Source organism: Marinomonas primoryensis (genome assembly GCF_013372285.1).
Taxonomy (GTDB): domain Bacteria; phylum Pseudomonadota; class Gammaproteobacteria; order Pseudomonadales; family Marinomonadaceae; genus Marinomonas; species Marinomonas primoryensis.
In genome coordinates, this window is sequence record NZ_CP054301.1 from 364,817 (window position 1) to 390,643 (window position 25,827).

The 25,827-nt window shown below is 43.8% G+C and carries 26 protein-coding genes; 18 read left to right on the forward strand and 8 right to left on the reverse strand.

From position 1 onward, the window contains the following. Positions 1-54: 54 nt before the first annotated feature. On the reverse strand, positions 55-1,296 hold the full coding sequence (locus MP3633_RS01665; protein ID WP_176334215.1) for a Zn-dependent hydrolase: 1,242 nt from the start codon (positions 1,294-1,296) through the stop codon (positions 55-57). 396 nt (positions 1,297-1,692) lie between these two features. Between MP3633_RS01665 and MP3633_RS01670 the strand changes: the two genes are divergently transcribed. The 10 genes from MP3633_RS01670 (at position 1,693) to MP3633_RS01715 (ending at position 10,269) form a co-directional block, all read left to right on the forward strand. Beyond that, positions 1,693-2,340, forward strand: a complete 648-nt coding sequence (locus MP3633_RS01670) for a TetR/AcrR family transcriptional regulator (RefSeq protein WP_176334216.1) — start codon at positions 1,693-1,695, stop codon at positions 2,338-2,340. A 259-nt stretch (positions 2,341-2,599) separates the two neighbouring features. Continuing rightward, positions 2,600-3,739, forward strand: a complete 1,140-nt coding sequence (cofG, locus tag MP3633_RS01675) for a 7,8-didemethyl-8-hydroxy-5-deazariboflavin synthase CofG (RefSeq protein ID WP_176334217.1) — start codon at positions 2,600-2,602, stop codon at positions 3,737-3,739. After that, a complete protein-coding gene (gene cofH, locus MP3633_RS01680; protein ID WP_176334218.1) occupies positions 3,736-5,010 on the forward strand; it encodes a 5-amino-6-(D-ribitylamino)uracil--L-tyrosine 4-hydroxyphenyl transferase CofH in 1,275 nt (424 codons plus the stop codon). Before cofG ends, cofH begins: the two co-directional genes overlap by 4 nt. Further along, a complete protein-coding gene (gene cofD, locus MP3633_RS01685) occupies positions 5,010-5,969 on the forward strand; it encodes a 2-phospho-L-lactate transferase (RefSeq protein WP_176334219.1) in 960 nt (319 codons plus the stop codon). Before cofH ends, cofD begins: the two co-directional genes overlap by 1 nt. Continuing rightward, positions 5,969-6,670, forward strand: a complete 702-nt coding sequence (gene cofC, locus MP3633_RS01690) for a 2-phospho-L-lactate guanylyltransferase (protein WP_280526393.1) — start codon at positions 5,969-5,971, stop codon at positions 6,668-6,670. The genes cofD and cofC overlap by 1 nt, the downstream gene beginning before the upstream one ends. Next, entirely contained in the window at positions 6,663-7,436 is a 774-nt protein-coding gene (gene cofE / locus MP3633_RS01695) for a coenzyme F420-0:L-glutamate ligase (protein ID WP_176334221.1), read from the forward strand. Before cofC ends, cofE begins: the two co-directional genes overlap by 8 nt. Positions 7,437-7,503: 67 nt before the next feature. Continuing rightward, on the forward strand, positions 7,504-8,196 hold the full coding sequence (npdG, locus tag MP3633_RS01700; RefSeq protein ID WP_176334222.1) for an NADPH-dependent F420 reductase: 693 nt from the start codon (positions 7,504-7,506) through the stop codon (positions 8,194-8,196). Between the two features lie 100 nt (positions 8,197-8,296). Then, positions 8,297-9,307 (forward strand): TIGR03842 family LLM class F420-dependent oxidoreductase, encoded by a 1,011-nt coding sequence (locus MP3633_RS01705; RefSeq protein WP_176334223.1) that lies wholly within the window; start codon positions 8,297-8,299, stop codon positions 9,305-9,307. Positions 9,308-9,525: 218 nt separating this feature from the next. Next, complete coding sequence (locus MP3633_RS01710) at positions 9,526-9,807, forward strand: DUF4872 domain-containing protein (protein ID WP_176334224.1); 282 nt, start codon at positions 9,526-9,528, stop codon at positions 9,805-9,807. 90 nt (positions 9,808-9,897) lie between these two features. Continuing rightward, the gene (locus MP3633_RS01715) at positions 9,898-10,269 is read left to right on the forward strand and encodes a VOC family protein (RefSeq protein WP_176334225.1); all 372 of its coding nucleotides are present in this window, start codon (positions 9,898-9,900) and stop codon (positions 10,267-10,269) included. Between the two features lie 124 nt (positions 10,270-10,393). Here the strand turns inward: MP3633_RS01715 and MP3633_RS01720 are convergent, their stop codons facing one another. Continuing rightward, entirely contained in the window at positions 10,394-10,675 is a 282-nt protein-coding gene (locus tag MP3633_RS01720) for a hypothetical protein (RefSeq protein WP_176334226.1), read from the reverse strand. A 488-nt stretch (positions 10,676-11,163) separates the two neighbouring features. On the opposite strand from MP3633_RS01720, the gene MP3633_RS01725 reads away from it, so the two are divergent. Then, the gene (locus MP3633_RS01725) at positions 11,164-11,604 is read left to right on the forward strand and encodes a DUF6314 family protein (protein WP_176334227.1); all 441 of its coding nucleotides are present in this window, start codon (positions 11,164-11,166) and stop codon (positions 11,602-11,604) included. Between the two features lie 32 nt (positions 11,605-11,636). On the opposite strand, the gene MP3633_RS01730 is transcribed toward MP3633_RS01725, so the two are convergent. Further along, positions 11,637-12,443: an amino acid ABC transporter permease gene (locus MP3633_RS01730; protein WP_176334228.1), complete on the reverse strand. Its 807-nt coding sequence runs from the start codon at positions 12,441-12,443 to the stop codon at positions 11,637-11,639. A gap of 99 nt (positions 12,444-12,542) precedes the next feature. Continuing rightward, the gene (locus MP3633_RS01735) at positions 12,543-13,331 is read right to left on the reverse strand and encodes a transporter substrate-binding domain-containing protein (protein ID WP_176334229.1); all 789 of its coding nucleotides are present in this window, start codon (positions 13,329-13,331) and stop codon (positions 12,543-12,545) included. Positions 13,332-13,436: 105 nt separating this feature from the next. On the opposite strand from MP3633_RS01735, the gene MP3633_RS01740 reads away from it, so the two are divergent. From MP3633_RS01740 to MP3633_RS01770, 7 genes are all read left to right on the forward strand, one after another. Beyond that, positions 13,437-14,348: a hypothetical protein gene (locus MP3633_RS01740; protein WP_244959776.1), complete on the forward strand. Its 912-nt coding sequence runs from the start codon at positions 13,437-13,439 to the stop codon at positions 14,346-14,348. A gap of 32 nt (positions 14,349-14,380) precedes the next feature. Continuing rightward, a complete protein-coding gene (locus MP3633_RS01745) occupies positions 14,381-14,887 on the forward strand; it encodes a GNAT family N-acetyltransferase (RefSeq protein WP_176334230.1) in 507 nt (168 codons plus the stop codon). Positions 14,888-14,913: 26 nt separating this feature from the next. After that, the gene (locus MP3633_RS01750; protein WP_176334231.1) at positions 14,914-15,465 is read left to right on the forward strand and encodes a DJ-1 family glyoxalase III; all 552 of its coding nucleotides are present in this window, start codon (positions 14,914-14,916) and stop codon (positions 15,463-15,465) included. Between the two features lie 262 nt (positions 15,466-15,727). Beyond that, a complete protein-coding gene (gene carA / locus MP3633_RS01755; protein WP_176334232.1) occupies positions 15,728-16,858 on the forward strand; it encodes a glutamine-hydrolyzing carbamoyl-phosphate synthase small subunit in 1,131 nt (376 codons plus the stop codon). A gap of 33 nt (positions 16,859-16,891) precedes the next feature. Beyond that, positions 16,892-20,107 (forward strand): carbamoyl-phosphate synthase large subunit, encoded by a 3,216-nt coding sequence (gene carB / locus MP3633_RS01760; RefSeq protein WP_176334233.1) that lies wholly within the window; start codon positions 16,892-16,894, stop codon positions 20,105-20,107. Further along, positions 20,107-20,583 carry a transcription elongation factor GreA gene (greA, locus tag MP3633_RS01765; protein WP_112136128.1) on the forward strand — a complete coding sequence of 159 codons (477 nt, stop codon included), beginning with the start codon at positions 20,107-20,109 and terminating at the stop codon, positions 20,581-20,583. The genes carB and greA overlap by 1 nt, the downstream gene beginning before the upstream one ends. A 114-nt stretch (positions 20,584-20,697) precedes the next feature. Beyond that, positions 20,698-21,834: a Fic family protein gene (locus tag MP3633_RS01770; protein WP_176334234.1), complete on the forward strand. Its 1,137-nt coding sequence runs from the start codon at positions 20,698-20,700 to the stop codon at positions 21,832-21,834. A 38-nt stretch (positions 21,835-21,872) separates the two neighbouring features. Here the strand turns inward: MP3633_RS01770 and MP3633_RS01775 are convergent, their stop codons facing one another. The 4 genes from MP3633_RS01775 to MP3633_RS01790 form a co-directional block, all read right to left on the reverse strand. After that, on the reverse strand, positions 21,873-22,166 hold the full coding sequence (locus tag MP3633_RS01775; RefSeq protein WP_176334235.1) for a HigA family addiction module antitoxin: 294 nt from the start codon (positions 22,164-22,166) through the stop codon (positions 21,873-21,875). Next, positions 22,166-22,444: a type II toxin-antitoxin system RelE/ParE family toxin gene (locus MP3633_RS01780; RefSeq protein ID WP_148830867.1), complete on the reverse strand. Its 279-nt coding sequence runs from the start codon at positions 22,442-22,444 to the stop codon at positions 22,166-22,168. Before MP3633_RS01780 ends, MP3633_RS01775 begins: the two co-directional genes overlap by 1 nt. Positions 22,445-22,657: 213 nt before the next feature. Next, the gene (locus MP3633_RS01785) at positions 22,658-22,873 is read right to left on the reverse strand and encodes an addiction module protein (protein WP_176334236.1); all 216 of its coding nucleotides are present in this window, start codon (positions 22,871-22,873) and stop codon (positions 22,658-22,660) included. 438 nt (positions 22,874-23,311) lie between these two features. Continuing rightward, complete coding sequence (locus MP3633_RS01790; protein WP_176334237.1) at positions 23,312-25,777, reverse strand: P-loop NTPase fold protein; 2,466 nt, start codon at positions 25,775-25,777, stop codon at positions 23,312-23,314. Positions 25,778-25,827: the final 50 nt, after the last annotated feature.

A 25,827-nucleotide genomic window follows, 5' to 3' on the forward strand; every position in this document is an offset into this window, starting at 1 on the left:
CCGCTTGATGATTCACAGCCCTCGTTTTTTCTTCTCTTGTATTCGTTTATTTTGTTACTGATGTTCTTTAGCAATGCGCTCGCTGGCTTCTAACATAGTATGCAGCAGCACGTTGGCTCCGGCAGCGCATTCTTCAGGCGAACTGTATTCGGCTTCGTTGTGGCTGATGCCGTTTAGGCAGGGTGTGAAAATCATGCCGGTAGGGACTAAGTCCGCCATGTAACAAGCGTCGTGACCGGCGCCAGCGTAAATGTCCATGTGGCTGTAGCCGAGTTTTTCAGTGGCGGCTTTCACATCGTCGGAAGCATTAAACTCCACTGGGGCGAAATACCAAAAAGGGTCAATATTGACGTCTAAATCGTGTTCTTTGGCGATTTTTTCACAAAAGGCGATCAGTTCTTCATGCATGGTTAATAAAATGTCTGGGCGTGGGTTGCGAAGATCCGCGCTGAATTTCACATTGCCCGGAATCGTGTTGCGAGAGTTTGGCCATACTTGCATGAAACCAACGGTCCCTAAGCCATTTTCATGGCGAAGCGCGATGGCGTTCATTTCTGTAACGATCGAAGCCGCCGCTAACATGGCGTCTTTACGCAAGTGCATTGGCGTGGTGCCAGAGTGAGAAGGGCGGCCTATAACTTCAATGTTGTACCAGCGAATACCTTGGCCTAATCTGACGATGCCAATGGCTTTCTTTTCGTCTTCAAGAATGGGACCTTGCTCTATGTGTGCTTCAAAAAAGGCGCCCATATTTCGACTGCCCAGTTCCATTTCACCTAAGTAACCAATACGTTCTAGCTCGTCGCCAAGACGAATGCCATTTACGTCGGTCTTGTTTAGTTCGGTTTCTAGGTCAAAACGACCAACATAAGTGCCGGAACCTTGCATTGCAGGTTGGAAGCGTGAGCCTTCTTCGTTGGTCCACACGGAAAATTCCATGGCGGTTGGGGTTTCAATGTTGTTGTCATGAAGGGTGCGCAAAACTTCTACACCGGAAAGTACGCCAAAGACCCCATCAAACTTACCGCCAGTGGGTTGCGTATCAAGATGGCTTCCGGTGCCGACGGCGGGTAAGTCGTTGTATTTTCCAGGACGACGAGCAAAGATGTTTCCGATTTTATCGACCTCTACGTCACAGCCACAAGCTTTACACCAAGAAACGAAAAGATCGCGAGATTGCTTATCTAAGTCCGTTCCAGCAAGACGATTACAACCGCCTTTTTTCGTTCCGCCAATATCGCCCATTTCCATTAATGTGTCCCAAAGGCGTTTCTCGTTGATACGAAGGTCTTGCATAATTCTCTCCCAATATAATTTATATCTCTTTGAAAATACTTAACTATTTATTGAAATAAGTATTTATCAAAGAGAAATAAATATTCATTAATGATTTTTGTTTTGAATGAATATTGACCAAAAGGTAAAACCTTTTTTTAAAAAAAGCCAATCATTTGTCCATTCATAAAAAAATAGAATGTATTACTCTCATACTGAATCGTGATTTAAATAGAAAAAAATATAGATGCTGTCTATTTGGTCAGCAATAAATAGGCCAACTTTCTATACTTTATTTTAATTTGACTCGTTCCTATGGCTTTCTTATGGTATTTTAACGCCTGATAAAAGCCGTAAAAGTAAGCAAAAACAGTGGTTTATCAATATAATTTTTTTCAATGAGAGTAGGCATACAGTTTGGCTGATCAAAGAGTAAGACGTACCAAGCAATCGATGAATAGAGAAGTGTTAGAATCACGTATATTACGCTCTGCAGAGATCATTTTTGCGGCTAAGGGCTTTAGTGGCGCATCTATGGAACGTATTGCAGAGATATCAAAAATATCCAAGCAGAATTTAATTTATTACTTTCCAAACAAAGACTTACTGTATAAAAGGGTGTTGAAAGAGATACTCGATATTTGGATTGAAAAGCTGTCTTTACTTGAAAGTGATGGTGCTACGCCAGAAGACGTAATACGTGGTTATGTGCGTGAAAAAATGCAACTTTCACGTTTGTACCCTAATGGCTCTAAAGTCTTTGCTCATGAGGTTATCAGCGGCGCTCCAGTCTTAAAAGACTACCTTTTAAGCCACCTTAAACCTCAATTTGACCGTGATGTAAAATTGGTTAAGTCATGGATAAATAAGGGATTAATAGACGATATTGATCCTGAACATTTGTTTTTTACTATTTGGGCTGCAACTCAAACCTATGCCGATTTTTCTATTCAAATGGAAATTCTATTAGGTAAGACCAGTTTGGACCAAACGGATTTCGAACGGGCTGAAAACGCGGTAACCGAATTTGTTGTGCGCGCTCTTGGTGCTAAAAAAAATATTTAAAATAAATTCCTCTCCAATTTCCTTTCTTTATTTCTTAAAAGTAGCGTGATTATTGATAATGATTAACTAAAAAAATCTATATATTCATAGTCTTAACTCTTTAGTTAAGCATTTAGTTAAGTTAGCTTTAACAACTGTGTTATTTTTTAGTGCGAGCGTTGAACCAAAAAAAACAATTTACTCCTTCGTAAATGACTGCTATTAATTTTTATACCAAATGGTAAAAAAGTTAATTTAATCATTAAAACGTGGAGTAAATATGATCTCTGTTTCTGAAGCCATATCTTATGAATTTGCTACTGGGCCAGACTTGTATGCACTCTGCCAGCAAGCCGCTAGCGCACGTGATAACGCTTGGGGTATGCAGTTAACCTTTTCTAAAAAAGTATTTATCCCATTAACGAATATGTGTCGCGATTCTTGCGGCTATTGCACCTTTGTACAGTCCCCAGATTCTATTCATTCTAATTACATGACACCGGAGCAAGTGCTGAAAACTGCACACGAAGGCGCCGCGTTAGATTGTAAAGAAGCGTTATTTAGTTTGGGCGAACGACCAGAAGAACGTCATCAAAAAGCACGAGATTTGCTGGCGGCATTAGGTTATGACAACACGTTAGATTATCTGCATGACCAATGTGAAAGCGTCTTAACACACACTACATTATTGCCACACGTGAACGCCGGTGCATTGTCGTTTGATGAGTTGAAACGACTAAAGCCTGTTGCCGCCAGTATGGGGATGATGCTGGAAAATGTTTCCAATGAATTGCTCAAAAAAGGGCAAGCGCATTATGCATGCCCAGACAAAACGCCAAAACGTCGACTCGATACTATCGAGCAAGCGGGTCGTCTTGATATCGCCTTTACCACCGGTATTTTAATCGGCATAGGCGAAAGTTGGGAAGAGCGAGTGCTTAGCCTGATTGCCATTCGTGATCGCCATCTTGCTTATGGGCATGTCCAAGAAGTCATTATTCAAAACTTTCGCGCCAAAGCGGGTACCGCCATGGCGGGTTGCCAAGAACCGGATCTAGACGACATGAAACGCACCATCGCCGTGGCGCGTTTGATCTTACCGGATGACATCAGTATTCAAGCGCCGCCAAATTTAGAAGTTGAATACGGCAGTTATATCAATGCCGGTATCAATGACTGGGGTGGTATCTCGCCACTCACCAAAGATTTCATTAACCCAGAAAGAGCATGGCCGCAGATCAGCAGCGTGGCGCAAGCGTGCGAAGGTCTGGGCTATTCGTTGGCAGAACGCCTCACCATTTATGACCGCTTTCAGCATCAAGAACACAAATATTTAACACCCAATTTAACGCAACGAGTCGCGTCACTTATGAGTCGTGCCGCTCAAGCCAGTCGTCAGTTACAGGGAGACATCGCATGAATCTATCGTCTTTAACGTCAACAAAAGCAACGTCAAGCAATGCCGCGTCAGAAAATTTTTCTTCATTAGATACGCTTCATTCTACTCAATGTAATGAGCTCGTTAGTGCTCCAGTCCAGGCAATACTGGAAAAAACTCTGCTGGGAGAAGAGCTGAATGTAGAAGACGCGTGCGTGCTTTTTGCAACGCAAGGTGCAGAAGCTCAAGCGGTATTAGACACCGCCGACAAGGTGCGTGAAAAACGAGTTGGTGACACAGGTACTTTTGTTATTACGCGAAACATAAACTTTACCAACGTGTGCTATATGGGCTGTCGTTTCTGTAATTTTGCCAAAGAAAAAGGCGATGCAGAGGCGGAGTTTTTAACCGTTGAACAAGTAGCAGACAAAGCAGAAGAAGCGTGGGCTCGTGGTGCGACAGAAGTGTGTATTCAAGGCGGATTACACCCAGACATAGGCGCGGATTATTACCGAGAATTAATTATCGCGGTGAAAAAACGCGTGCCAGAGATTCACATTCACGCCTTCTCACCCTTCGAAATCTGGTATGGCTGTAAAAAAGGGCGCCTTGAGCCAGAAGTGTTTTTGACTGAATTAAAAGCGCTGGGTTTAGGGTCCATGCCGGGCACCGCAGCAGAAATTCTGGACACCGAAGTTCGCAAAAAATTGACCAAGAACAAACTCACCACAGAAGAGTGGGTACGAATCATTAAAGCCGCGCACTCTGTGGGTGTGCCGACAACCTCTACCATCATGTACGGCCACGTAGATCAGCCGATTCATTGGGCAAACCATCTAGCGTTATTGCGTGATATTCAAAAAGAAACCGGTGGCTTTACCGAGTTCGTGCCGCTGGGTTTTATCCATTATGAAACACGTTTGTATAACGATAACCCAGACAAAGTTCGTCCTGGACCGACGCAAGACGAGCATTTCAAAATGCACGCCATTGCGCGACTTATGTTGCAAGGTCACATCGATAACATTCAAGCCTCTTGGGTGAAAATGGGCCCAGAAGTGGCAACCAGAATGCTGCGCTCTGGCGCGAATGATCTGGGTGGCACCTTGATGAACGAAAGTATTTCTCGTGCTGCCGGTGCGACTCACGGCCAAGAAGTGTTTCCTGAAGACATGGTGGCAAACATTCAAGCCGCCGGTCTGAACGCGGTGCAACGTAGTACGAAATATGAGGTGGTGAGAACCTACGTTGTTGAAGAAAACAGCGCAAAAACGCCATTAACGGACCGCATTGCGATTCGAGGAGTGGCGTAATGACTGGGTTAAACATCACTTTATTGGCCGGTGGCGTAGGCGGTGCAAAAGCGGCCGAAGGCTTGGCTAAAAGCCATTACGCTAACTCAACTAAGATCATTGGCAACATTGCCGATGATGACGAATTTCATGGGCTTTGGGTCTCACCAGACATTGATACGCTGATTTATTCTCTAGGTGATCAGATTGATAGACAGCAAGGTTGGGGCCGAAAACACGAAACGCATCAAGTCTTAAGTGAGCTAAATGCCTTGGGGCAAGACACTTGGATGACCTTAGGCGACTTGGATTTAGCCACGCACATTTATCGTACCAATCTGAAGCATCAAGGTGTCAGTGCCAGCGAGATAACTCAACGTTTAGCAAAGCGACACGGTGTGACTCTGCCGATTTTGTTGCCAACCGACGATGTGGTGAAAACTCGAGTAAAGACGTCAAAAGGTTGGTTGTCGTTCCAAGAATTTTTTGTGCGCGAGCATTGTCAGCTGGACGTGATCGACATCGAGTATCAAGGTATTGAAAGCGCCAAACCAACTCAAGCTGCCTTGGACCAAATTGCTAATAGCGACGTGATTATTATCGCGCCGAGCAATCCAATCGTGAGCATCGGCGCCATTCTCGCCGTACCTGAAATTCAACAAGCGATTGAGCACAGCGGCGCTTATGTCATCGCCGTATCGCCATTAATTGGCGGCAAAACGGTGAAAGGGCCCGCGGATAAAATGCTTGAAAGCGCGGGTAAAAGTATCGATTCGAAAGGGATTTATAGCTGTTATTACACTTTTTTGAACGCCATGGTAATCGACGAAGAAGACCAGCAAGACACAACATGGTTGAAAGAGCAGGGGTTGGATGTGTTGGTGACGCCGACGTTGATGAAAACCCCAGAGGAAAAAACAGACTTAATGTCTCGCGTAGTTGAGTTTGCCTTAGCTTCCCAGAAACAGAGAGCCGCCTAATGATAAAGCATTCGACTTCTAATCACCCCAACGTCCATCATCTGATCGATAAGCTTTGTGTGGTGATTCCAATGAAATCACCAACGCGTTCTAAACAACGTTTGGTCGGTAGTTTGTCGGATTCGTCTCGCGAAAGTCTGTCTTTGACCTTGTTTCAAAACACCTTGGCATTTTTTAAGCGGCACTTTCCAATGCTGGATGTGCTGGTGGTGAGCGAATCGCTTGATGTGCTTAGTCTTGCTCAATCCTATGAAACAAATACTTTGTTTGATGACGGATCGAAAGGGTTAAACGGCGCGCTGGATTTTGCTTGCGATTGGGTAAAGCAATCTGGATACGACAGTCAACTTATTGTGCCCAGTGATATTGCAGTACTAGATTATCAAGAGATTACCTCGTTAATCGCCGCGATTAATGAGGCGCAAGTGGTGATTGCAGTAGCCAAAGATGGTGGCACGAATGCGTTGTTGACCTCGCCACCTGATGCCATCGATTTTCAATACGGTTATGAATCGGCGTCGGCCCACAAAGCCAATGCGCTGAATAATCGTTTGGTTTGTCGCAGTTTACATTTCGACAACCTTGCCTTGGATATTGATCACAGCGAAGACCTTCAAATGGCGGTGATACGCCAACCTAAGCGGTTTAAAGCATGGAAAGAACCTTCTCTATTACCCATTAAGGAGCATCATTATGCCTGATTCTATGAGCATGTTTCGTCTAATGGGATTACCGGATTTTCAAGTAGGCGATGATTTAGCGAAAAGCATTATTGACACCTTAATCACGCAAAACCAAACCCTTATGGAAGGTGATATTTTGGTGATTGCGCACAAAGTGGTCTCTAAAAGCGAAGGGGCTTGCGCCTATTTAGACGAGATCACACCCAGTGAAGAAGCGATCGAACTGGCAAAAACTGTTAATAAAGACCCACGTAAAGTGGAAGTCATTTTATCTCAGTCTAATCGCATAGTTCGAGCGATGAAACGACCTGATCAAGAAGAAGGCGTGCTGATCGCCGAGCATAAAAACGGTTACATCTGCGCCAATGCAGCGGTGGATGAATCCAATGCGGATCATCCAGGACAGCTTATTTTATTACCCGAAGACCCTGACAAAAGCGCGCGTGAACTTTGCCTCGTCTTAGAAAAACACTTTGGCTGTGCGTTAGGGGTGGTGATCAGCGATACCTTTGGTCGTCCTTGGCGACTGGGGCAAACCAACGTAGCGATTGGTTTAGCCAATGTGCCTGGGGTGATGTACATGTTGGGCGAAGAAGACGCCTTTGGACGACCTTTGAGTGTGACCGCGCCTGCGTTCGCCGACGAGCTCGCCGCCGCGTCGGGTTTATTGATGGAGAAAAGCGCTAAATCTCCGGTGATTATTTTCCGTGGCTTATCTTGGCCAAAAACAGACAGCTCCAGCCGCGATCTTATTCGTGCTCACAATGAGGATCTCTTTCGATGAAAGCAACGATGAAAAAAGCGATCAAAACAGCAATGACTGAATCAATGGGAAAAATGGTGGAAAAACTATGAATGACGCTACAAATAAAGTCGCCATCATTGGCGGAACGGGCCCACAAGGCAAAGGTCTTGCACTGCGTTTGGCACAAGCTGGCGTGAGTGTGGTGTTGGGTTCTCGTGATCCAGCGAAAGCACAAGAAACCGCGCTGCAATTGGTGAGTACCTTGGCAGAATTGGATTGTCAGGCGGACATTACGGGTATGTCGATGGAAGACGCGACCAACGCCGCAGACAGTCTTGTCATCTTGTCGGTTCCTTATGCAGGTCACGACGCAACATTGACTAAGCTTGCGCCTTTACTGGTCGGCAAAGTCTTGGTCGACATTGTCGTACCCTTGGCACCGGGTAATCCGAAAGCCGTGGTCATGCCAGAAGCAGGTTCGGTAACGGAATCGGCTCAGTTGTTATTGGGCGATGCTATACCTGTCGTGGGTGCGTTGCATAACGTGTCGGCGATTACCTTGAACGATCTTTCTCGTTCTATTAATTGCGATATCTTGGTGTGCGGCAATGACCTAAATGCGAAGAAGCAAGTGATGGCATTGATCGAAAAAATGGGCACCAAAGCTTATAACGCAGGCCTTGCAGAAAGTGCTCGTTGTATCGAAGCGCTAACGCCGATTCTGATTCGTTTGAATATCTCGAAAGACGTGCCGTTCAGTCATGCGGGTATACGTATTTGTCCTCCAGACGAGCATTAATTAACCACTGTGCTCGGCACATCGTGACAAGTTGTTTAGTTATTCGGTTGTTTTAAAAATTAGAAAACTATTAAAAGTATAATCATAAGAGGAACACATCATGGAATTTGGTATCACGTTTAAGGGTTTTGTAAGCCCAGATCGCGCTCGTAACTTGGTTCGTCAGGCAGAAGCCGCCGGTTTTACTTATTGCTGGTTTTACGATTCACACATTTTATGGCGCGAATCCTTTGTTGCGATGGCAATGTGTATGGAACACACCACAAAAATGCGTTTTGGTCCTTGTGTCACCAACCCAAACATTCGCGATTGGTCATTGGCTGCCAGCTTATACGCAAGCTTGGCGCATCAAAGTAAGGGGCGTTTTGACATTGGCCTTGGACGTGGTGATTCGTCTATGCGTGTTATGGGCAAGAAACCGGCAACCATCGCGCGCCTTACGGAATTCACCACCAAGGTAAAAGCCATGGTTCGGGGTGACGAAGTAGAATACGGCGAATGCCCAGAGCCAGTGAAATTACCTTGGGCAACAGGCTATGAACTGCCTGTTTGGATTGGCGCGTACGGACCAAAAGCCTTAGCGGCGGCAGGAGAAGTAGGTGACGGTTTGATTCTACAAATAGGTGATCCTGCTTTGGTAAAATGGTTTAGAGACCAAGCGGTTGCCGCAGGTGAAGCTGCGGGTCGTGATATGTCTAACTTCAAAGTACAAGCCGCAGCGCCGGCTTACTTTGGTGACATGGATTACTGCATCGAACACACTAAATGGTTCCCAGCAATGGTGGGTAACCACGTTGCCGATATCGTCGAAAAATACGGAGCGGATTCTGGTCTGGTGCCAAAAAGCCTGACAGACTATATCGAAAACCGTAAAGGCTACGACTACTCGAAACATGGCCAAAGTGATAACCCATTCCTAGACTTCATCACAGAAGACATTATCAAAAGCTTCTGTGTACTGGGAACGGTTGAAGACCACATTACTCGAATCAAAGACCTAGAAGCCGCTGGTACAACGCAATTTAATATCTACCTAGACAACGGTGATGAAGAAGAAATTATTGCCAAATACGGCCGAGAAATCATTCCCGTATTTAATGGTGAGAAGTAATCTGAATGACTGATAAATAGATAAAAATCTATCTATAGTTCCTTCCTAATTGGAGAAAGGGGAAGGAACTATACGTCAGTGGATCAAGTTCTACATGTTTTTAAACACTAACTAATCGAAACGTTAAGGTTGTGAAGAGTCCAATTTTTCACGCAGAAAAGACTATTTCATTTTTATCTAAATCTCTCACATAGGCAGAAAATTCAGGTCCCCGTTGATTGGGTTCGCCTTCACAAGTACCGCCCAATTCAATCGCTATTTTTAGAAATATGTACCGTGACTTCCTCAAAGAAGCTTACGAGCTTACCAAGCTTGCTCCTATTAGTGATGCGTATGAGCAGTTTGTGGAGATCGCTGAGTTATGGACCGATGTGGCAAGTTTATTGGATCGCGCGGGGAAGCATAATGACGAATGTCTTGTGAATAAAGCGTCTGATATTTTGGTTGAATTGTCGAGTAAAGAGTACTTAGCCATGAAAACACTGGAAAAAATCGCATAGAATGCTCTTGCAGTAGGTACTCCAGCCAAATTTTATTTTTCCACTAAGCTTATTTAGCGTGAATGTGGTTATTAAATAATGAGGTGTAAAATGAAATTAGGGGCATTTTCAATCAGTTTATCGGTTAAAAACATTGAAGTATCGAAAGTCTTTTATCAAAAAATGGGTTTTGAGGCAGTGGGTGGGGATCAATCTCAAAATTGGTTAATACTACAAAATGGTGATCATAAAATCGGATTGTTTCAAGGTATGTTTGAAGGGAACATGCTGACATTCAACCCTGGCTGGGATCAAAGCCGTAACACTTTAGAATCATTTACTGACGTTAGAGATCTTTTAAAAGAGTTTGAGTCGCAAGGCATTAATATAGTCGATAAATCCATTCATGGTGAAAGTGGTCCCTCGCATATTTCCCTACAAGACCCTGATGGAAATATGATTCTCATTGATCAACACATCTAAGCGATGACTTCTTTCTCTCTAAGCAAACCTCTTTTAGGACGGGGCACTAAACGAAAAAAGCGTCAATGTTATTTTAACATTGACGCTTTTTATCGAGCAAATATTGAATTAAGCTGCGAGGGGATTACTCTGCAGAATTCGCTCGTAATTCATCAAATTGTGCCTGAAGATCTGCATGCTTAGCATTGTAAACAGCTTCTTTTTGGCTGTAGGTGTAAGCACCATTCAAATCAACACTTTTATCGACTGTTGCGCCTAGGTTTTCTAAGGTAACGGTCAATGCTTGAACGCCACCACGAGCACTTTGAAAGCGATCGGAAGCGTTATCATCGTCGGATGCAAACGCTGACGTTGATAAAACAGAAGCGGTAATAAGAGTGGCTGCAATAGCGGTTAATTTTTTCATAATAATGTACCTTTTAAGTATTCGTTTAAAGTGAAGCCCGCCGAGCAAGCCCCGTCTGATGGAGTTCATATTAGAGGAAAAAAATTAGATTGAAATAGTATTTAAGACGCTTCCATTGTCTTTGCCGAATGCTACTTTGTGCGTCCATAATCGTTTAAATATGCAGATTTTTAGTGAATTAAGTATGAATTAGGTCATTTTTTTGAAATGAGGATGGAAAGCTCAAAATTCAACGAACTATGTTGAAGAGTAAGAATGAACCGTTCTAAAAAACACATTATTCAAATCAATAAAATTGATATAAGGGCTCAAAAGAGCCATGGATATCGAGTAAAAAATTTTCCTCTTGCACAATGTTTTTTATGAATAAAATGCTCTGTTGGAGAATTCTTTGTGTGACAATCTATTTTGACGCCGTTTTTATGTCGTCTGAATGCTGATTATGCTTGGAGTGGTTAATCATTATGGTAAATAGAGCGCTTATATAAATGTATGCAATAGAAGCAAAAGCCGTTTTGTCGTATTTTCTGGGAGATTGGGAAATGCATCGAGTGATTTCTGAATTTGGCGAAATAACAGGGCGGGCAACGTTTCGCCTTAATGGCGAAAGTGATCAGCGTCTCGATTATAAAGAAGCCGTCATGTTACCCAGATTAGGTGAGCAAAAAGCCAATGCCTTTCGAGAGTATGAATATCGGATGACAGACGCTGGCTTTGATATATTCTTCTCTGACGGCGCGACCAAAGGTCAGCTGTTTTTGAGCTTTGTATTTGCCCAAGCTAGCATACTTACGTCCCATCATCTGTGCATACAAGACCATTACGACGCCGAGTTTGTATTCTTATCAGACGATGAATTTGAACTGAGTTTTACCGTGGTCGGCCCGAAAAAAGATTACTCGATTCAAACGCGTTTCATTAGAGCTTAGTTGCTCACTTATCTAGTGAATAGTGTCTTTAGTTAATGATGATCATTGCGCCTTAAGTGTGTTTCAAAGGCACGAATTAACAAGGATAAACTTAAGGTAAGAACAAGGTACATAAAGGCAACGACATTGTAAGTTTCAAAGAACTGAAAAGTCGATGAGCTGTATATTTTGCCTAGTTGGGTGATGTCTTGAACGCCGAGTACGGATACGAGCGCTGAATCTTTGATCATGGCGACGAGGTCGTTGCCCAGTGGCGGTAAAATTTTCCGCATGGCTTGGGGCAAGGTGATAAGGCGAAATCGATGCCAGTTAGACAATCCCAATGCTTTTGCCGCTTCTATTTGTCCTTTCCCTACTTCCTGAATACCGGCACGAAACACTTCTGCAATAAACGCGCTGTAGCTGATGGCGAGAGCAAAGATGGCACGCCACAGAAGGGTGAAGTCTCGAGTTCTGGCGGTTTCTAGCCAGCCAGCTTCAATTGGTATTTGTAATGCCCAATTGTAGAGTTTTACCATTTCTGGTGCGCCGACAAAGGCGATGTAAAACAGCAGCACAAGAACGGGAACACCGCGGAATACTTCTACATAAAAACGCGCGAATTCACGAAGAATACGATGACGAGAAAATCCAGCCAGCGCGATTAATAAGCCGATTAGACTGGCTAGAATAAAAGCCATAAAGGTGACGCCGACGGTGGTCAGCAGTCCTTCGCTCAGTGCATTCGCTATGCGTTGGTAGCTTTGCTCTGCCACCATGTTCCATAACAGAACAAGAGCGATAATGATGATGGTGACTAACCACCATGGCGTGCGTTCTAAGGTTTTTTTAAAGGGCATAATCGATTCATAGCTGGACCATTCCTTGGTCGATATCAATAAAAAACGGATCGCCTTTAATTAGAGGATCCGTTACCAAGTTGGGCTATTAGTGACGCGTTATTGGTTGTAGTCGAAAAACCATTTTTTATTGAGTGCATCAAGTGTGCCGTCTTTTTTCATGCTGTTGATCGCAGCATTTATTGGTTTAAGAAGGTCCGACCCTGGTGTTAGGATAAAGCCAAAATCTTCGGAACCTAACGGGCCGCCGATGATTTTGAATGAACCTGGATTGGCGCCAATGTAGCCACGGGCCGACGCGGCATCCATTAATACACTGTCTACATCGCCAGATTTAAGTGCTTGTACTGACGTGCCAAACGTTTCGAGTAGCGTGATGCGAGGATTATCTTCGCTGCCATCCAATACGTCATAAACAGCGACATAAAAGTTGGTGGTGCCAGCTTGAGCGCCAAATTGAAAGTCGTCATTGGCGGCAAAAGACTCGGCATCAGTGAAGCGCTTTTCGTCGGCACGAACCAACATGAACTGTTGCGATGTCAGGTAGGGAACAGTGAAATCGATTTGCTGTGCGCGTTCCTCATTAATGGTGATGCCATCCATACCAACATCGTATTGTGCTTGCTTGACCGCCTGAATCATCGCGTCCCAACTGCTTAAGTGCCATTCTATTTTGGCGTTTAGGCGTTTGCCTATTTCGTTCATGGCGTCGTATTCCCAGCCAATGCCTTCACCTGTTGCAGGGTCCACAAAGTTCAGTGGCGTGTAGGCGTTTTCGGTGACGGCTAAAATAGTGCGGCCTTTAAGGTCTGGTAAACTATCGGCGAAACTGGCGCTACTGATAGAAATAGCGGCGATAACCATCAAACGAGATAACAAAGAAATCATGGGTGTTTACCTTTTAAAAGACGTTTTTTGAGTTTGCTCAAGATGGTAGAGATTATACATAGACGATAAAGACTAGACCATGCAATCTTGTGGTCATCAAGTGGCATGTCGAAGCGTAAACGAGTATATTTACTTTCTCATATTCAAACCGCTGAATGCTCGCATTCAAGGCTACTACTTAAGGTTCTTATGTCCCGCGAATTACCTCCTCAACAGGCTTTTCAAACTCATTGCTTAGCGCAAATGGGCGTGGTGTCTTGGTTGTCTTCGACGGACAGTGTGTCAGGTACGGTTTATATGCCGGTTCAGCCTTGGTACATAGAAACCGAGATAGAAGCGACTTTTTCTTCCACCGATACCGTGGTTGACCCTTATTCTACGGGGTTTAAAGCGGCGGAGCCTGCACCTGTTCCTGTGGCTAAGTTGTTGATGGACACAAAAGATCCGTTAGTGAATCATCTCCGCGAACAGTTGAACGCAGGACCGGAAATCGTGGTTGAAGATTTACAGCCAATTGAAGAACTGGCTGTGGATATTGTAGTTGAACCCGATCCTGCAGTTACCAGTCAAATAACTCGTCTTGATATCCGCGCTTATGCTTTGTCGAATAAATTGTTGATTTTAAGTGATGTACCAGCGGTATTTTCACAGCAAGAAGAGATTGAGCGTCTTGCATTGAAAATGGGTCAGGCGCTTTTAAAGCAACCGATAGATGAATGGCAGGGTAGTGCATTTTCTTGGCCGGGTGCGTTACGAAATCAGCATTTTCTAAGACGTACAGATTGGCTTTTTGGTGCGTTAGAAAGCTATGTGGCGCGGTTGGTAAAAGGTTTTCCTGATACGCCAATGTTGGTGCTTGCGGGTTCGCAGATTACTCAGATGGTGGAAGACTTGCCGCCAGAAAGCCCATTGAAACACTATCCTACCGCGTGTATCGTGAGTTTGTCTGAGCTGCATCGTATTCCTGAGTTACGCAAAGACGCATGGGAAGTCATGCAGTCTTGTCTTTTTCGTTAACCTCGCTCACGGCTAATTTGGCACTGAATTTTATGACTCCTTCCGTTTTTATTCGTCAGGCGCTTGCGTCTGATTTGCCTTCTATTATTCGACTTGATGCCTTGTCTAATCCTTACCCTTGGGGCGAGGCTTTGGTCGTTGATGCGTTGCAGACACGGCGAAACTGGGTCATTGAACCTGCCAGCGAATCCGTTAATACGTCGGCTAATAGTCCCGCTGATAATGTGCTGGGCTGGCTCACTGCGTCGGCGATATTTGATCAGTCTGAATTAGAATTAATTGTGATTGATTCGGCTGTCCGTAGACAGGGGCTAGCAAGAAAGTTGATGATAGTTTGGTTGCAAGCCGCCGCGCAGCAAGGAGCCTGTGAACTGTTATTGGAAGTGCGCGAGTCGAATCTTGGTGCGATCTCTTTATATGAGTCTTTGGGCTTTGAGTTGGTCGGGCGCCGTAAAAATTATTATCAAATAGAAAAAAAAGGACAAACCGAACAAGGCCACGAAGCGGCCTGTTTGTTCACGTTAAAAATGAACGTTTGAATTCTATCCTAATAAGGAGAGTAATTATGAGTAAGGTGTTGGTTCCTATTGCCAATGGCAATGAAGATATTGAAACCATTACGATTATCGATGTACTGCGCCGTGGTGGTTTAACGGTAACCGTGGCGAGTGTGCATGAGTCCAAACATATAGTGGCGGCACACGGTTCTAAACTAGAAGCGGATGTTTTGTTAACGGACGTGGCGGATCAAATGTTTGACGCCATTGTATTGCCAGGTGGTATGCCGGGCGCTGAGCATCTGCGCGACTGTGCATTGCTGATTGATATGCTGGAAAAACATGACATTCAAGACACGCTTTTGGCGGCTATTTGTGCATCGCCTGCGGTGGTATTTGGTACGCATGGTTTTCTCGTTGATAAACAAGCGACCTGCTATCCCGGTTTTGAAAGCGGTTTGAGCGGCGCTGAATACATTGCTAATGAACCTGTGGTGATGGATGGTAATATTTTGACGGGCAAAGGGCCTGCTGCCGCAATGGTCTTTTCATTGACCGTGCTAGGTAACTTAAAAGGCTATGAAACTGCGCAAAGTGTAGCGGATGGATTGTTGTGCTAATTGGCTTTGCCACGGCTTCCTTATTCTTGACTAAGAAGTCAAGAAAAAATACGCGCAACCTCCGTATTTTTGCCTGTTTTCTTGGCAATTCGGTGGACGCAAAAGTCGTATCGGAGTAGAATTGGGCAGATTTTTTGAACGCGAGATCTATTAATTATCGATTAATAGATGGACGGCAAAAACGCAATATCTTAAAAGCGAGATGGGCTATTGGCTCTTCTCGCTTTTTTGCAACCTGATAGGCTCTAAATGGGAGGTTCCTTTGGCAACATCAGCGATTCTAGCTCTGGAAGACGGCACTGTATTTAAAGGCGTGTCGATCGGGGCAGATGGCTCCTCAACAGCCGAGGTGGTATTCAACACTTCGATGACTGGTTATCAAGAAATTCTTACTGATCCTTCCTATGCTCGACAAATGGTCACCTTGACCTATCCCCATATTGGGAATACTGGCGTTAACTCTGAAGATGAAGAATCCAATAAAATCTGGTGTGACGGTCTGATCATTCGTGATCTTCCCTTGGTCGCGAGCAGCTGGCGTTCACAAGAGTCATTAGACGCTTACCTGATACGCAAAGGCGTCGTCGGCATTGCGGATATCGACACTCGTAAGCTTACTCGAATCCTACGCGAGAAAGGCGCGCTAGCGGGTTGCATCATGGCAGGTGAAAACCTAGATGAAGCGGCGGCTATTGCGGCGGCTAAAGCGTTCCCTGGCCTGAAAGGCATGGACCTAGCGAAAGAAGTGACGGTAGAAAAAGCGTATGAGTGGACGGAGTCTACTTGGGATCTTGTGAAAGGCCATACGACACCAGAGACGTTTGAATTCCATGTTGTTGCTTATGACTATGGGGTGAAGCGGAACATTCTTCGCATGTTGGTTGAGCGCGGTTGCCGCTTAACGGTTGTACCGGCGACAACACCAGCAAGCGATGTATTGGCAATGAATCCAGATGGCATATTCCTTTCTAACGGCCCTGGTGATCCAGAGCCATGTGATTATGCGATTCAAGCCATTAAAGAAATTTTAGACACACAGATTCCTGTTTTTGGTATTTGTCTTGGTCATCAGTTGTTGGCGTTAGCGTCTGGCGCGAAAACGAAAAAAATGAAATTCGGCCATCATGGTGCTAACCATCCAGTACAAGCAATTGAAAAAGGTACCGTGATGATCACCAGCCAAAACCATGGTTTTGCGGTGGATGAAGACACATTACCAGCTAATCTTGTGATGACTCACAAATCTTTGTTCGATGGTTCTTTGCAGGGTATTTCCCGTACTGATAAGAGCGCGTTCAGCTTCCAAGGACATCCGGAAGCGAGCCCAGGGCCGCACGACGTTGCGCCTTTGTTCGATCAGTTCATTGAAAACATCAAAGCTTCTAAAGCTTAACCCAAAACCTAAATAGGAGCGGAACGAAACACTATGCCAAAGCGTACTGACATAAAGAGCGTTTTAATTTTAGGTGCAGGTCCTATCGTTATCGGTCAGGCCTGTGAATTTGACTACTCTGGTGCCCAAGCGTGTAAAGCCCTTCGAGAAGAAGGCATTCGCGTTATCCTAGTGAACTCAAATCCAGCCACTATCATGACAGATCCAGCGATGGCGGACTCAACGTACATTGAGCCGGTTGAGTGGCAAACGGTTGAGAAAATTATTGAGAAAGAGCGTCCAGATGCCGTGCTACCAACCATGGGTGGCCAAACGGCACTGAACTGTGCGTTGGATCTTGAGCGTCACGGCGTGCTTGCCAAATACAATGTTGAAATGATCGGCGCGACAGCCGACGCGATCGATAAAGCGGAAGACCGCAATCGCTTCGACAAAGCGATGAAGGCGATTGGTCTTGATTGTCCACGTGCTGGCATCGCGCACAACATGGAAGAAGCGGTCAAGGTACAAGCGGATTTAGGTTTCCCTTGTATTATTCGCCCTTCTTTCACCATGGGCGGCACCGGCGGCGGTATCGCATATAACATGGAAGAGTTTGAAGAAATCTGTACGCGTGGCTTGGACTTGTCTCCAACCAACGAATTACTAATCGATGAATCTTTGATCGGTTGGAAAGAGTACGAAATGGAAGTTGTCCGCGACAAAAAAGACAACTGCATCATCGTTTGTGCGATTGAAAACTTTGACGCCATGGGCGTTCACACCGGTGATTCCATTACTGTGGCGCCAGCGCAAACCTTGACGGATAAAGAATATCAAATCATGCGTAACGCCTCTTTGGCGGTATTGCGTGAGATCGGTGTCGAGACTGGCGGTTCAAACGTACAATTCGGTATGGACCCAAAAACAGGCCGTTTGGTGGTTATCGAGATGAACCCTCGTGTGTCTCGCTCATCGGCATTGGCGTCCAAAGCAACGGGTTTCCCTATCGCCAAGATCGCCGCGAAATTGGCGATTGGTTACACGCTAGACGAATTGCAGAACGACATTACGGGCGGTCAAACACCCGCCAGCTTCGAGCCTGCAATTGATTACGTTGTAACGAAGATTCCGCGTTTTACCTTCGAAAAATTCCCGACAGCGAACGATCGTTTAACGACGCAAATGAAGTCGGTTGGTGAGGTGATGGCGATTGGCCGTACTTTCCAAGAGTCTTTGCAAAAAGCCTTGCGTGGTTTGGAAGTGGGCTCTGATGGCTTCAATCCTCAGTTGGATTTTTCTGAAGAAAACAGCAAAGAAAAGCTTTCTTACGAGCTTCAGTCTCCGGGTTCAGATCGTATTTGGTACATCGGTGACGCCTTCCGTTCCGGTATGACGGTTGATGAAATTTACGCAGCGACCGGTGTTGATCATTGGTTCTTGGTACAGATTGAAGATTTGATCAAAGAAGAAGCCGGATTGGCGGACAAAGGTCTGATGGACATGACGTACGATGTGATTCGTCGATTGAAGCGTAAAGGCTTCTCTGACTCACGTCTTGCAAGTTTATTGAGTGTGACTGAAAAATCGATGCGTGAGCGTCGTTACTTGATGAACGTCCACCCAGTTTACAAGCGTGTGGATACCTGTGCAGCGGAATTTGCGACCAACACGGCTTACATGTATTCCACTTATGAAGATGAGTGTGAAGCGGCGCCAACGGATAAAGACAAAATCATCATCCTTGGTGGCGGCCCAAACCGTATTGGTCAAGGCATCGAATTTGACTACTGCTGTGTCCACGCAGCATTAGGCCTTCGCGAAGAAGGTTACGAAACCATTATGGTGAACTGTAACCCTGAAACGGTATCGACGGACTACGACACATCTGATCGTTTGTACTTCGAGCCAGTCACGCTAGAAGACGTATTAGAAATCGTCCGTAAAGAAAAACCAAAAGGCGTGATCGTACAATTTGGCGGTCAAACACCTCTTAAAATTGCTCGCGCATTGCAAAATGAAGGCGTGCCAATCATTGGTACAACGCCAGAGTCTATTGACCGTGCAGAAGATCGTGAGCGTTTCCAAAGCATGATTCAGCGTTTGGGCTACAAACAGCCACATAACGCGACGGTTCGCAGTGTTGAACAAGCGGCTGTGAAAGCGGCTGAGATTGGTTATCCGCTGGTGGTTCGTCCTTCTTATGTATTGGGCGGCCGGGCGATGGAAATCGTCTATAACGAGAAAGATCTAAATCGTTATATGACAACCGCTGTTAAAGTGTCTAATGACAGTCCAGTATTGCTTGACCACTTCTTGAATGCGGCGATTGAAATCGATATCGACTGTATTTCTGATGGCCATCAAGTCGTGATCGGCGGCATCATGCAGCACATTGAACAAGCGGGCGTTCACTCTGGTGACTCGGCGTGTTCTTTGCCACCTTACTCATTGTCCGACGATGTTCAAAACGACATCCGTGACATGATTAAAAACATGGCGCTTGAACTTGGTGTTATTGGCTTGATGAACACTCAGCTTGCAGTGCAAGATGGCGAAATTTATGTGATCGAAGTGAATCCTCGTGCCTCACGTACAGTACCTTTCGTCTCTAAGTGTATTGGTCGTTCTTTGGCGCAAGTGGCTGCCTTGGTTATGGCGGGTAAAACACTGGAAGAGCTTGGCTTCACTAAAGAAATTATTCCTTCTTACTACAGCGTGAAAGAAGCCGTCTTCCCATTCAATAAGTTCCAAGGCGTCGATCCGATCCTTGGGCCTGAAATGAAATCTACCGGTGAAGTCATGGGTGTTGGCGATACGTTCGCTGAAGCCTTTGGTAAAGCCGTGCTTGGTGGTGGTACGGTATTACCAACGTCTGGTTGTGCTTTCATCAGTGTTCGTGATGTGGACAAAGAAGGCGCGGTTGCAGTTGCTCGTCGCTTAGCGGACCTAGGGTTTGACTTGGTCGGCACCGAAGGCACCGCGAAATACCTAACTGAAAACGGTGTTGCTGTGCGTAAAGTCAACAAGGTGAACGAAGGTCGTCCACACATTGTTGATATGATGAAGAACGGCGAGATTGATTACATCATCAATACCACGTCTGGTACGCAAGCGATTACAGATTCTTCTGTGATTCGTCGTACAGCATTACAGCGTAAGGTTTGTTACACTACAACATTGGCTGGCGCAGAGGCGACTAGCTTGGCGATTGGCTTAACTGGCGAAACGAAAGTCAGAAGATTGCAAGATTTGCACTTGGGGAAATAATGAAAAAAGTACCAATGACAGTAGAGGGTGAAGCGCGCCTTAGAGTCGAGCTGAACCACCTGAAAACTGTAGTTCGTCCTCGCGTGATTGCAGATATTGCAACCGCTCGTGAGCATGGCGACTTAAAAGAAAACGCAGAATATCATGCCGCTCGTGAAGAACAGAGCTTTGCTGAAGGTCGTATTAAAGAGATCGAAGGCAAGCTGTCTGATTCACAAGTTATTGATGTGAAATCTGTACCAGCATCGTCTAAAGTGATTTTTGGCACCACAGTCACACTTTTTAATGTTGATACTGAAGACACGGTAACGTACAAAATAGTCGGCGACGACGAAGCGGATGTGAAGGTTAAGAAAATCTCTTACGCTTCACCTATCGCAAAAGCCATTATTGGGAAAGAAGAAGGCGACGAAGTTGTTGTCAAAATTCCAAGCGGCGAAGCGACGTATGAAATTGAGAAAGTTCAGTATTTGTAATTGATACTAGACTGACTTCTAAAAGCCACGATGCGAAAACATCGTGGTTTTTTTATGTCTGAGAAATGTGGAGTAAAAGTATGAGCCGAATAATTACTTTATTCGGCTCATACTATGAAATACAGCTGGCGGCACCCTGATTGGCCAAACTTCACCTTTGATGACACGCAATGTCGAGACGCTTTGTATCGGTACGCGTTAGAGGCTGGGCGTTTGTCTGGTGGAATGAGTCAGCTTGAAAATACTTTGCAGTATGATGCGTATATCGATCTCATGGTGAGCGAAGCCATCAACACCAGCCAGATAGAAGGCGAGCGTTTGAATCGTGAAGACGTGCGTTCCTCCATCAAAAACTTTTTAGGCTTGAGTAATCCTCCAACACGAGTCGCTGATCCGCTGGCAGAAGGAGTGGCGGCCTTGATGGTCGACGTGCGTAATGGCTTTGCTGGCGAACTCATAAAATCTACTTTGTTTCATTGGCATCAATTAGTTCTTCTACAACAAGAAAATAGTCTACTGCCTCGTAACCTAAAAGTTGGTCAATGGCGAGATTCCGAAGAGCCTATGCAAATCGTCTCTGGTCCGATTGGTTATGAAAAAGTGCATTACGAAGCGCCACCATCAAATCAAGTCGATGCAGAAATAAGCCGATTTCTAGATTGGTTTAACCGCTCTAACCCATTAAAAGTAGAGCGAGATATCGTTCTTTCTGGGCCAGTACGTTCGGCTATTGCGCATTTATGGTTTGAAACTATTCACCCATTTGATGATGGCAACGGCCGAGTAGGGCGAGCGATTGCCGAAACGGCGTTGGCTCAAGACCTGAATCGACCGCCATTACTTAGCTTGTCGACCATCATAGAGAAAGACAAAAACGCCTATTACAACGGACTGAACAAAGCCAGCCAGTTCAATTTAGACATTACCGACTGGGTGAAATGGTTCGTCGACTCGGTTCTGCTGGCGCAACAAGAAGCTGCTCAGAAAGTTGACTTTGCATTGAAGAAAGCCAAATTCTGGGAAAAACATAAACATACCGAACTGAACGAACGCCAACAGAAAGTGCTCAATAAGCTTTTCAATGCTGGCTCTGACGGCTTTGAAGGCGGGCTAAGCGCAAAAAAATACATCAGCATCACCAGTAGCTCCAAAGCCACCGCAACTCGTGATCTTGGCGACTTGGTTGAGAAAGAGTGCTTGTGCCGCTTAGAAGGTGGCGGCAGGAATGCGAGATATGGGGTGGCTATTTGAATTAGCAAATCGAGCAAAGGGTTCTAGCCTTTTAGGTTTCAAGTCATTGCGAAATTCACTTCATGGACATTGGCTAAATTTAGATGCTGCTTTGCATGCCAAAGATCATAATTGTCTTGCATAGCTAACCAGCTTTCGGGAGTCCTGCCTAATGCTTTTGATAAACGCAGAGCCATTTCTGGTGATACAGCACTTTGACCTTTTAAAACTCGATTCAAGGTCGAAGAAGCAACATCCAGTTGTTTGGCTAAATACCGACAACTCAGGCCTGAAGGTTCAAGGTAGACGTCATATATGAATTCACCTGGGTGCGGAGGGTTATGCATACTCATCAGTGGTAGTCCTCATAGTTTAGAATATAAGCATTGCCATCAATAAACTCGAAAGTAATGCGCCAATTACCGTTTACAGTAATAGACCAAATCCCATCACGGTCACCTTTTAAGGTATGTAACTTAAAACCGGGTAAATTGATGTCATCAATTTCTTGGGCGGTATCAATCGCAGTAAGTTGCATACGTAACTTACTTTTATGTTTTGCTTGAATACCGGAAGCACTGCCTGTTTCAAAGTACTTCTTAAGGCCTTTGTGTTTAAATGATTTAATCATGAGTGAAGTGTAGCGTGATGCGCATCACTACTCAATGAGAAAATCATGTTATTGGCGGTAGCCTAAGAACCAAAGCCACCGCAGCCCGAGACCTCGTCGACTTAGTTGAGAAAAATTGCTTATATCGCTTGGAAGGCGGCGGCAGGAATGTGAGATATGGGTTGAAATTGATGTAAACAGGTGACTTTCTAGCAATGCTTAAAAATTCCACGTTCATTTATATTTGCTTAGCACTTCAGAGAGGGGTTTAGAGTTAAGTTGCTTTTTATCATACGCTTCAATGCGAGCATCTGACTCCTGCGCCCAAATAGCGTTTAGCTCAGCATTCGGTGTATCTAAGCTTTCAAGTAGCTTTTCGACAAGCTCTACCCGTTCGTTCATTGAGAGTGATAATGCATCTTCAACGATGTTTCTGTTTACTTGAGTCATTGTATGTCCTCCTCGATTAAGTGAAAGAATAGCACTGAAAGGAGGGGAGCTGTATCTACCCTAATACTGAATAAAGAAGATTGAGCTAGAAAATCTAATTTATTCGGCCAAAAAATCACCATATATTGAGCCGAATAACAGCATAATTGGCTCAATATCGATAAAAATACATGGGCATCACCAGTAGCTCCAAAGCCACCGCAACTCGTGATCTTGTTGGCTTGGTTGAGAAAGAGTGTTTATGTCGCTTAGGAGGTGACGGCAGGAATGCGAGATATGGGTTGAGGTTTTAGTTTTCGCACTTTTTTCTTTGGTCTTTAATTTTTATTACGTCGAAGAGTTAAGGGAGCCGTCCTTTTTTATTAGATCTGTTGTAAAAGTGTTGAATCTTTTATATATAGTTTATTTGACCGACTTAGACACTATTTGAATAGTGATTTAAGCTTTCTTAGGCTTATTATTTCCGTAATTACGTTCAGCAGAATCAATAGCTTTCTGCATATTGTCTTCCAGTTCTTTAAGCATTTCCTCCAATGGGTTGCTTAGCCACGTAGGGTCAAGACTTCTTCTGGTTGCCTCCTCCAGTAGAGGTTTATATTGAGTGATCATGTAAGAATAAAAACTTCTGCACCTAGATGCTCTGAGTTTAAGTCTATCTACAACATTCCTTTCATCTGTAATCTGCTGAGAGAGTAATTTTAATACCTCCCAAACTGCTTTATCTGAAATGAACGTATCCATTAATATATTCTCTACAAAGGTAAAGTCAGAAAGTAAACTTCTTATTATATGACCACCAAGTCTACTCGCAAAATAACTACTAGAAAGATCTGCTCTTCCATGTGATTTAGTATGAATAAACCTCTTTTCACATAAATCGGATAATACATCGATTGTATCTGATTCAGAGAACCCTATAGCTTTTAAATTATCTCTGATAGTTGGCCCATCAAGAGATCCACTTCCAGTATTGCTACTGTGTTTAACTAATGCGCCAAGCACAAACATACGAAGTAATTCTCCGTTTGATCTCCCTAGTCTAGAATCAAAAGGGTTACCAATAACAGAATATTCTTCACTGTATACAGATTGATTTCCTAACAGTATTGATCTAAAAGCTTCTTGCTTAGGTAGAGTATATTTTTTTGTTGACCCGAATGTTTGTAATGCTTTTGCAGGGTCAGTATAGCCTCTAGCTAAAAATTCTCGAGTCATTCTTAATGCAAGACGAACGTCATGATTAGATAAAACATCAATTCTATCGCCTATTTCGGTTCCAAGTACTGAGCTTTTTACTATATCTATAAATACAGATAGGTCATCTACCTTGAAATCTGCACCATTTAAAGCAGTGAAACTTCCTTTCTTTTCAGATAACATTTGTCCGGTTAAGAAAAAGCGTCTTGAAAGTACCGCTGGGATCTCTGGAGGCTCAATATGAATCGGATCGAAGTCAAAAGCATCAAATGTAGGTGAGTTTCTATGATCTACATAAGTCGACTCTCTCATAGCAATGATTAAATTAATATTTAACCGGCCAGCCAGTGCTATTGCATCAGAAAAAATATTAGACTGTGTTTCGTCATCTTCAAATTGGTCAATATTATCAATTACCAAAAAAACTGGGCTCTGTGCTGCGCCGTATTTTATTAATTTGTCGACATATGGAGCAACCTTGTTGTAATCATCCATAATAACTTCAGTGATTTTTTCATTGAAGTTGTCTTGGTTTTTAGAAAGAAGGAACATAGGGCCACTTTTTAATGCTTTAATATCTTCTGAGTAAGCATTTTTAATTGACCTATTATAATCACTAAAATAATCATCATTTTTAATATATTCGAATAATGAGGAATATATGAAATTTATTGGTGATTCATTTTGCGAGAAGTTTCTAAAATCTATATCAATCCAATGTGGATATAATTCATTATTAGATTTTTCAAAATATGACTCTGATGCAACTCTTCTTGTATATTGTAAAAAGGTAGTTTTACCCGTTCCTACAGTACCTAAAATCAATATTGCTAAAGGGCGAGAATTTGAAGAGGCGGCAGTAATAGAGTTAAATAATGACGCTGACTCTCTTTTTCTCATAGGTCGTTTAGGTTGAGATGAAAATAAAGGCTCTCTCTTCTGTAAGTGCATTTTTATTCTGTTATCAAATTTTTGTCTATCTGCATTTTTTACATAACATTTTTCGAGCAGATCTTTATCTGAATTTATTATTGAGTCTGAAAAAGCACTTATAACTTCGTTTTCTATTAGGGGGTATATCGGGTTTGTTGATCTTGTCCCAGACCCTTTAAAAAATCTGTTCAGTCTTCGTTCTTCAAATTGATCTGTATTTCTCCCTATAAGTTCGGTTGCCAAATTACCATCAATGACTCCATCTCTAGATAAGAGACTTTTAAAGTATTCAGATTCTTCACCTAAGACTCTTTCTAGAGAGTCGAAAACTATTGCGTAAGACGATGAAAAACTAACTTGGTCAGTTCGAACAGCAGGAAAGAGAATCCATTGGCTACCATTTGTAACAACTGCAAAAGGTATAGATTTTTTTCTGCAGTAATTTCTGGCTTGTTTTATAGCATCCCCAGTCTTACCCTCCATAATTTGACCAGAAAGTTTCACTCTCTTTTGATTTGGTATTGTGTTGAATGAATCTCCGATCCTTTTAGCTTCAATTAATATTGATATATCTGCAGTTCTTATTATATAGTCCGCAAAAGTTGTATTTCCATCCTCCGATACCCTTTCTTCATATGAAATATCAAAATCTTTCCAATCTAAAACTTCTTCAATAATTTTATCTATTAATTTTTTTCTCGTTTCTGCTTCGTTGGCATTATGAAGTGTTAAATGTGAATTACGCTCTAGTAGCTCTTTGATAAAATCTTTCATTATTTAGTTCTCAGAATGACTCATAAATACCTAATGCTATTATGAATGGG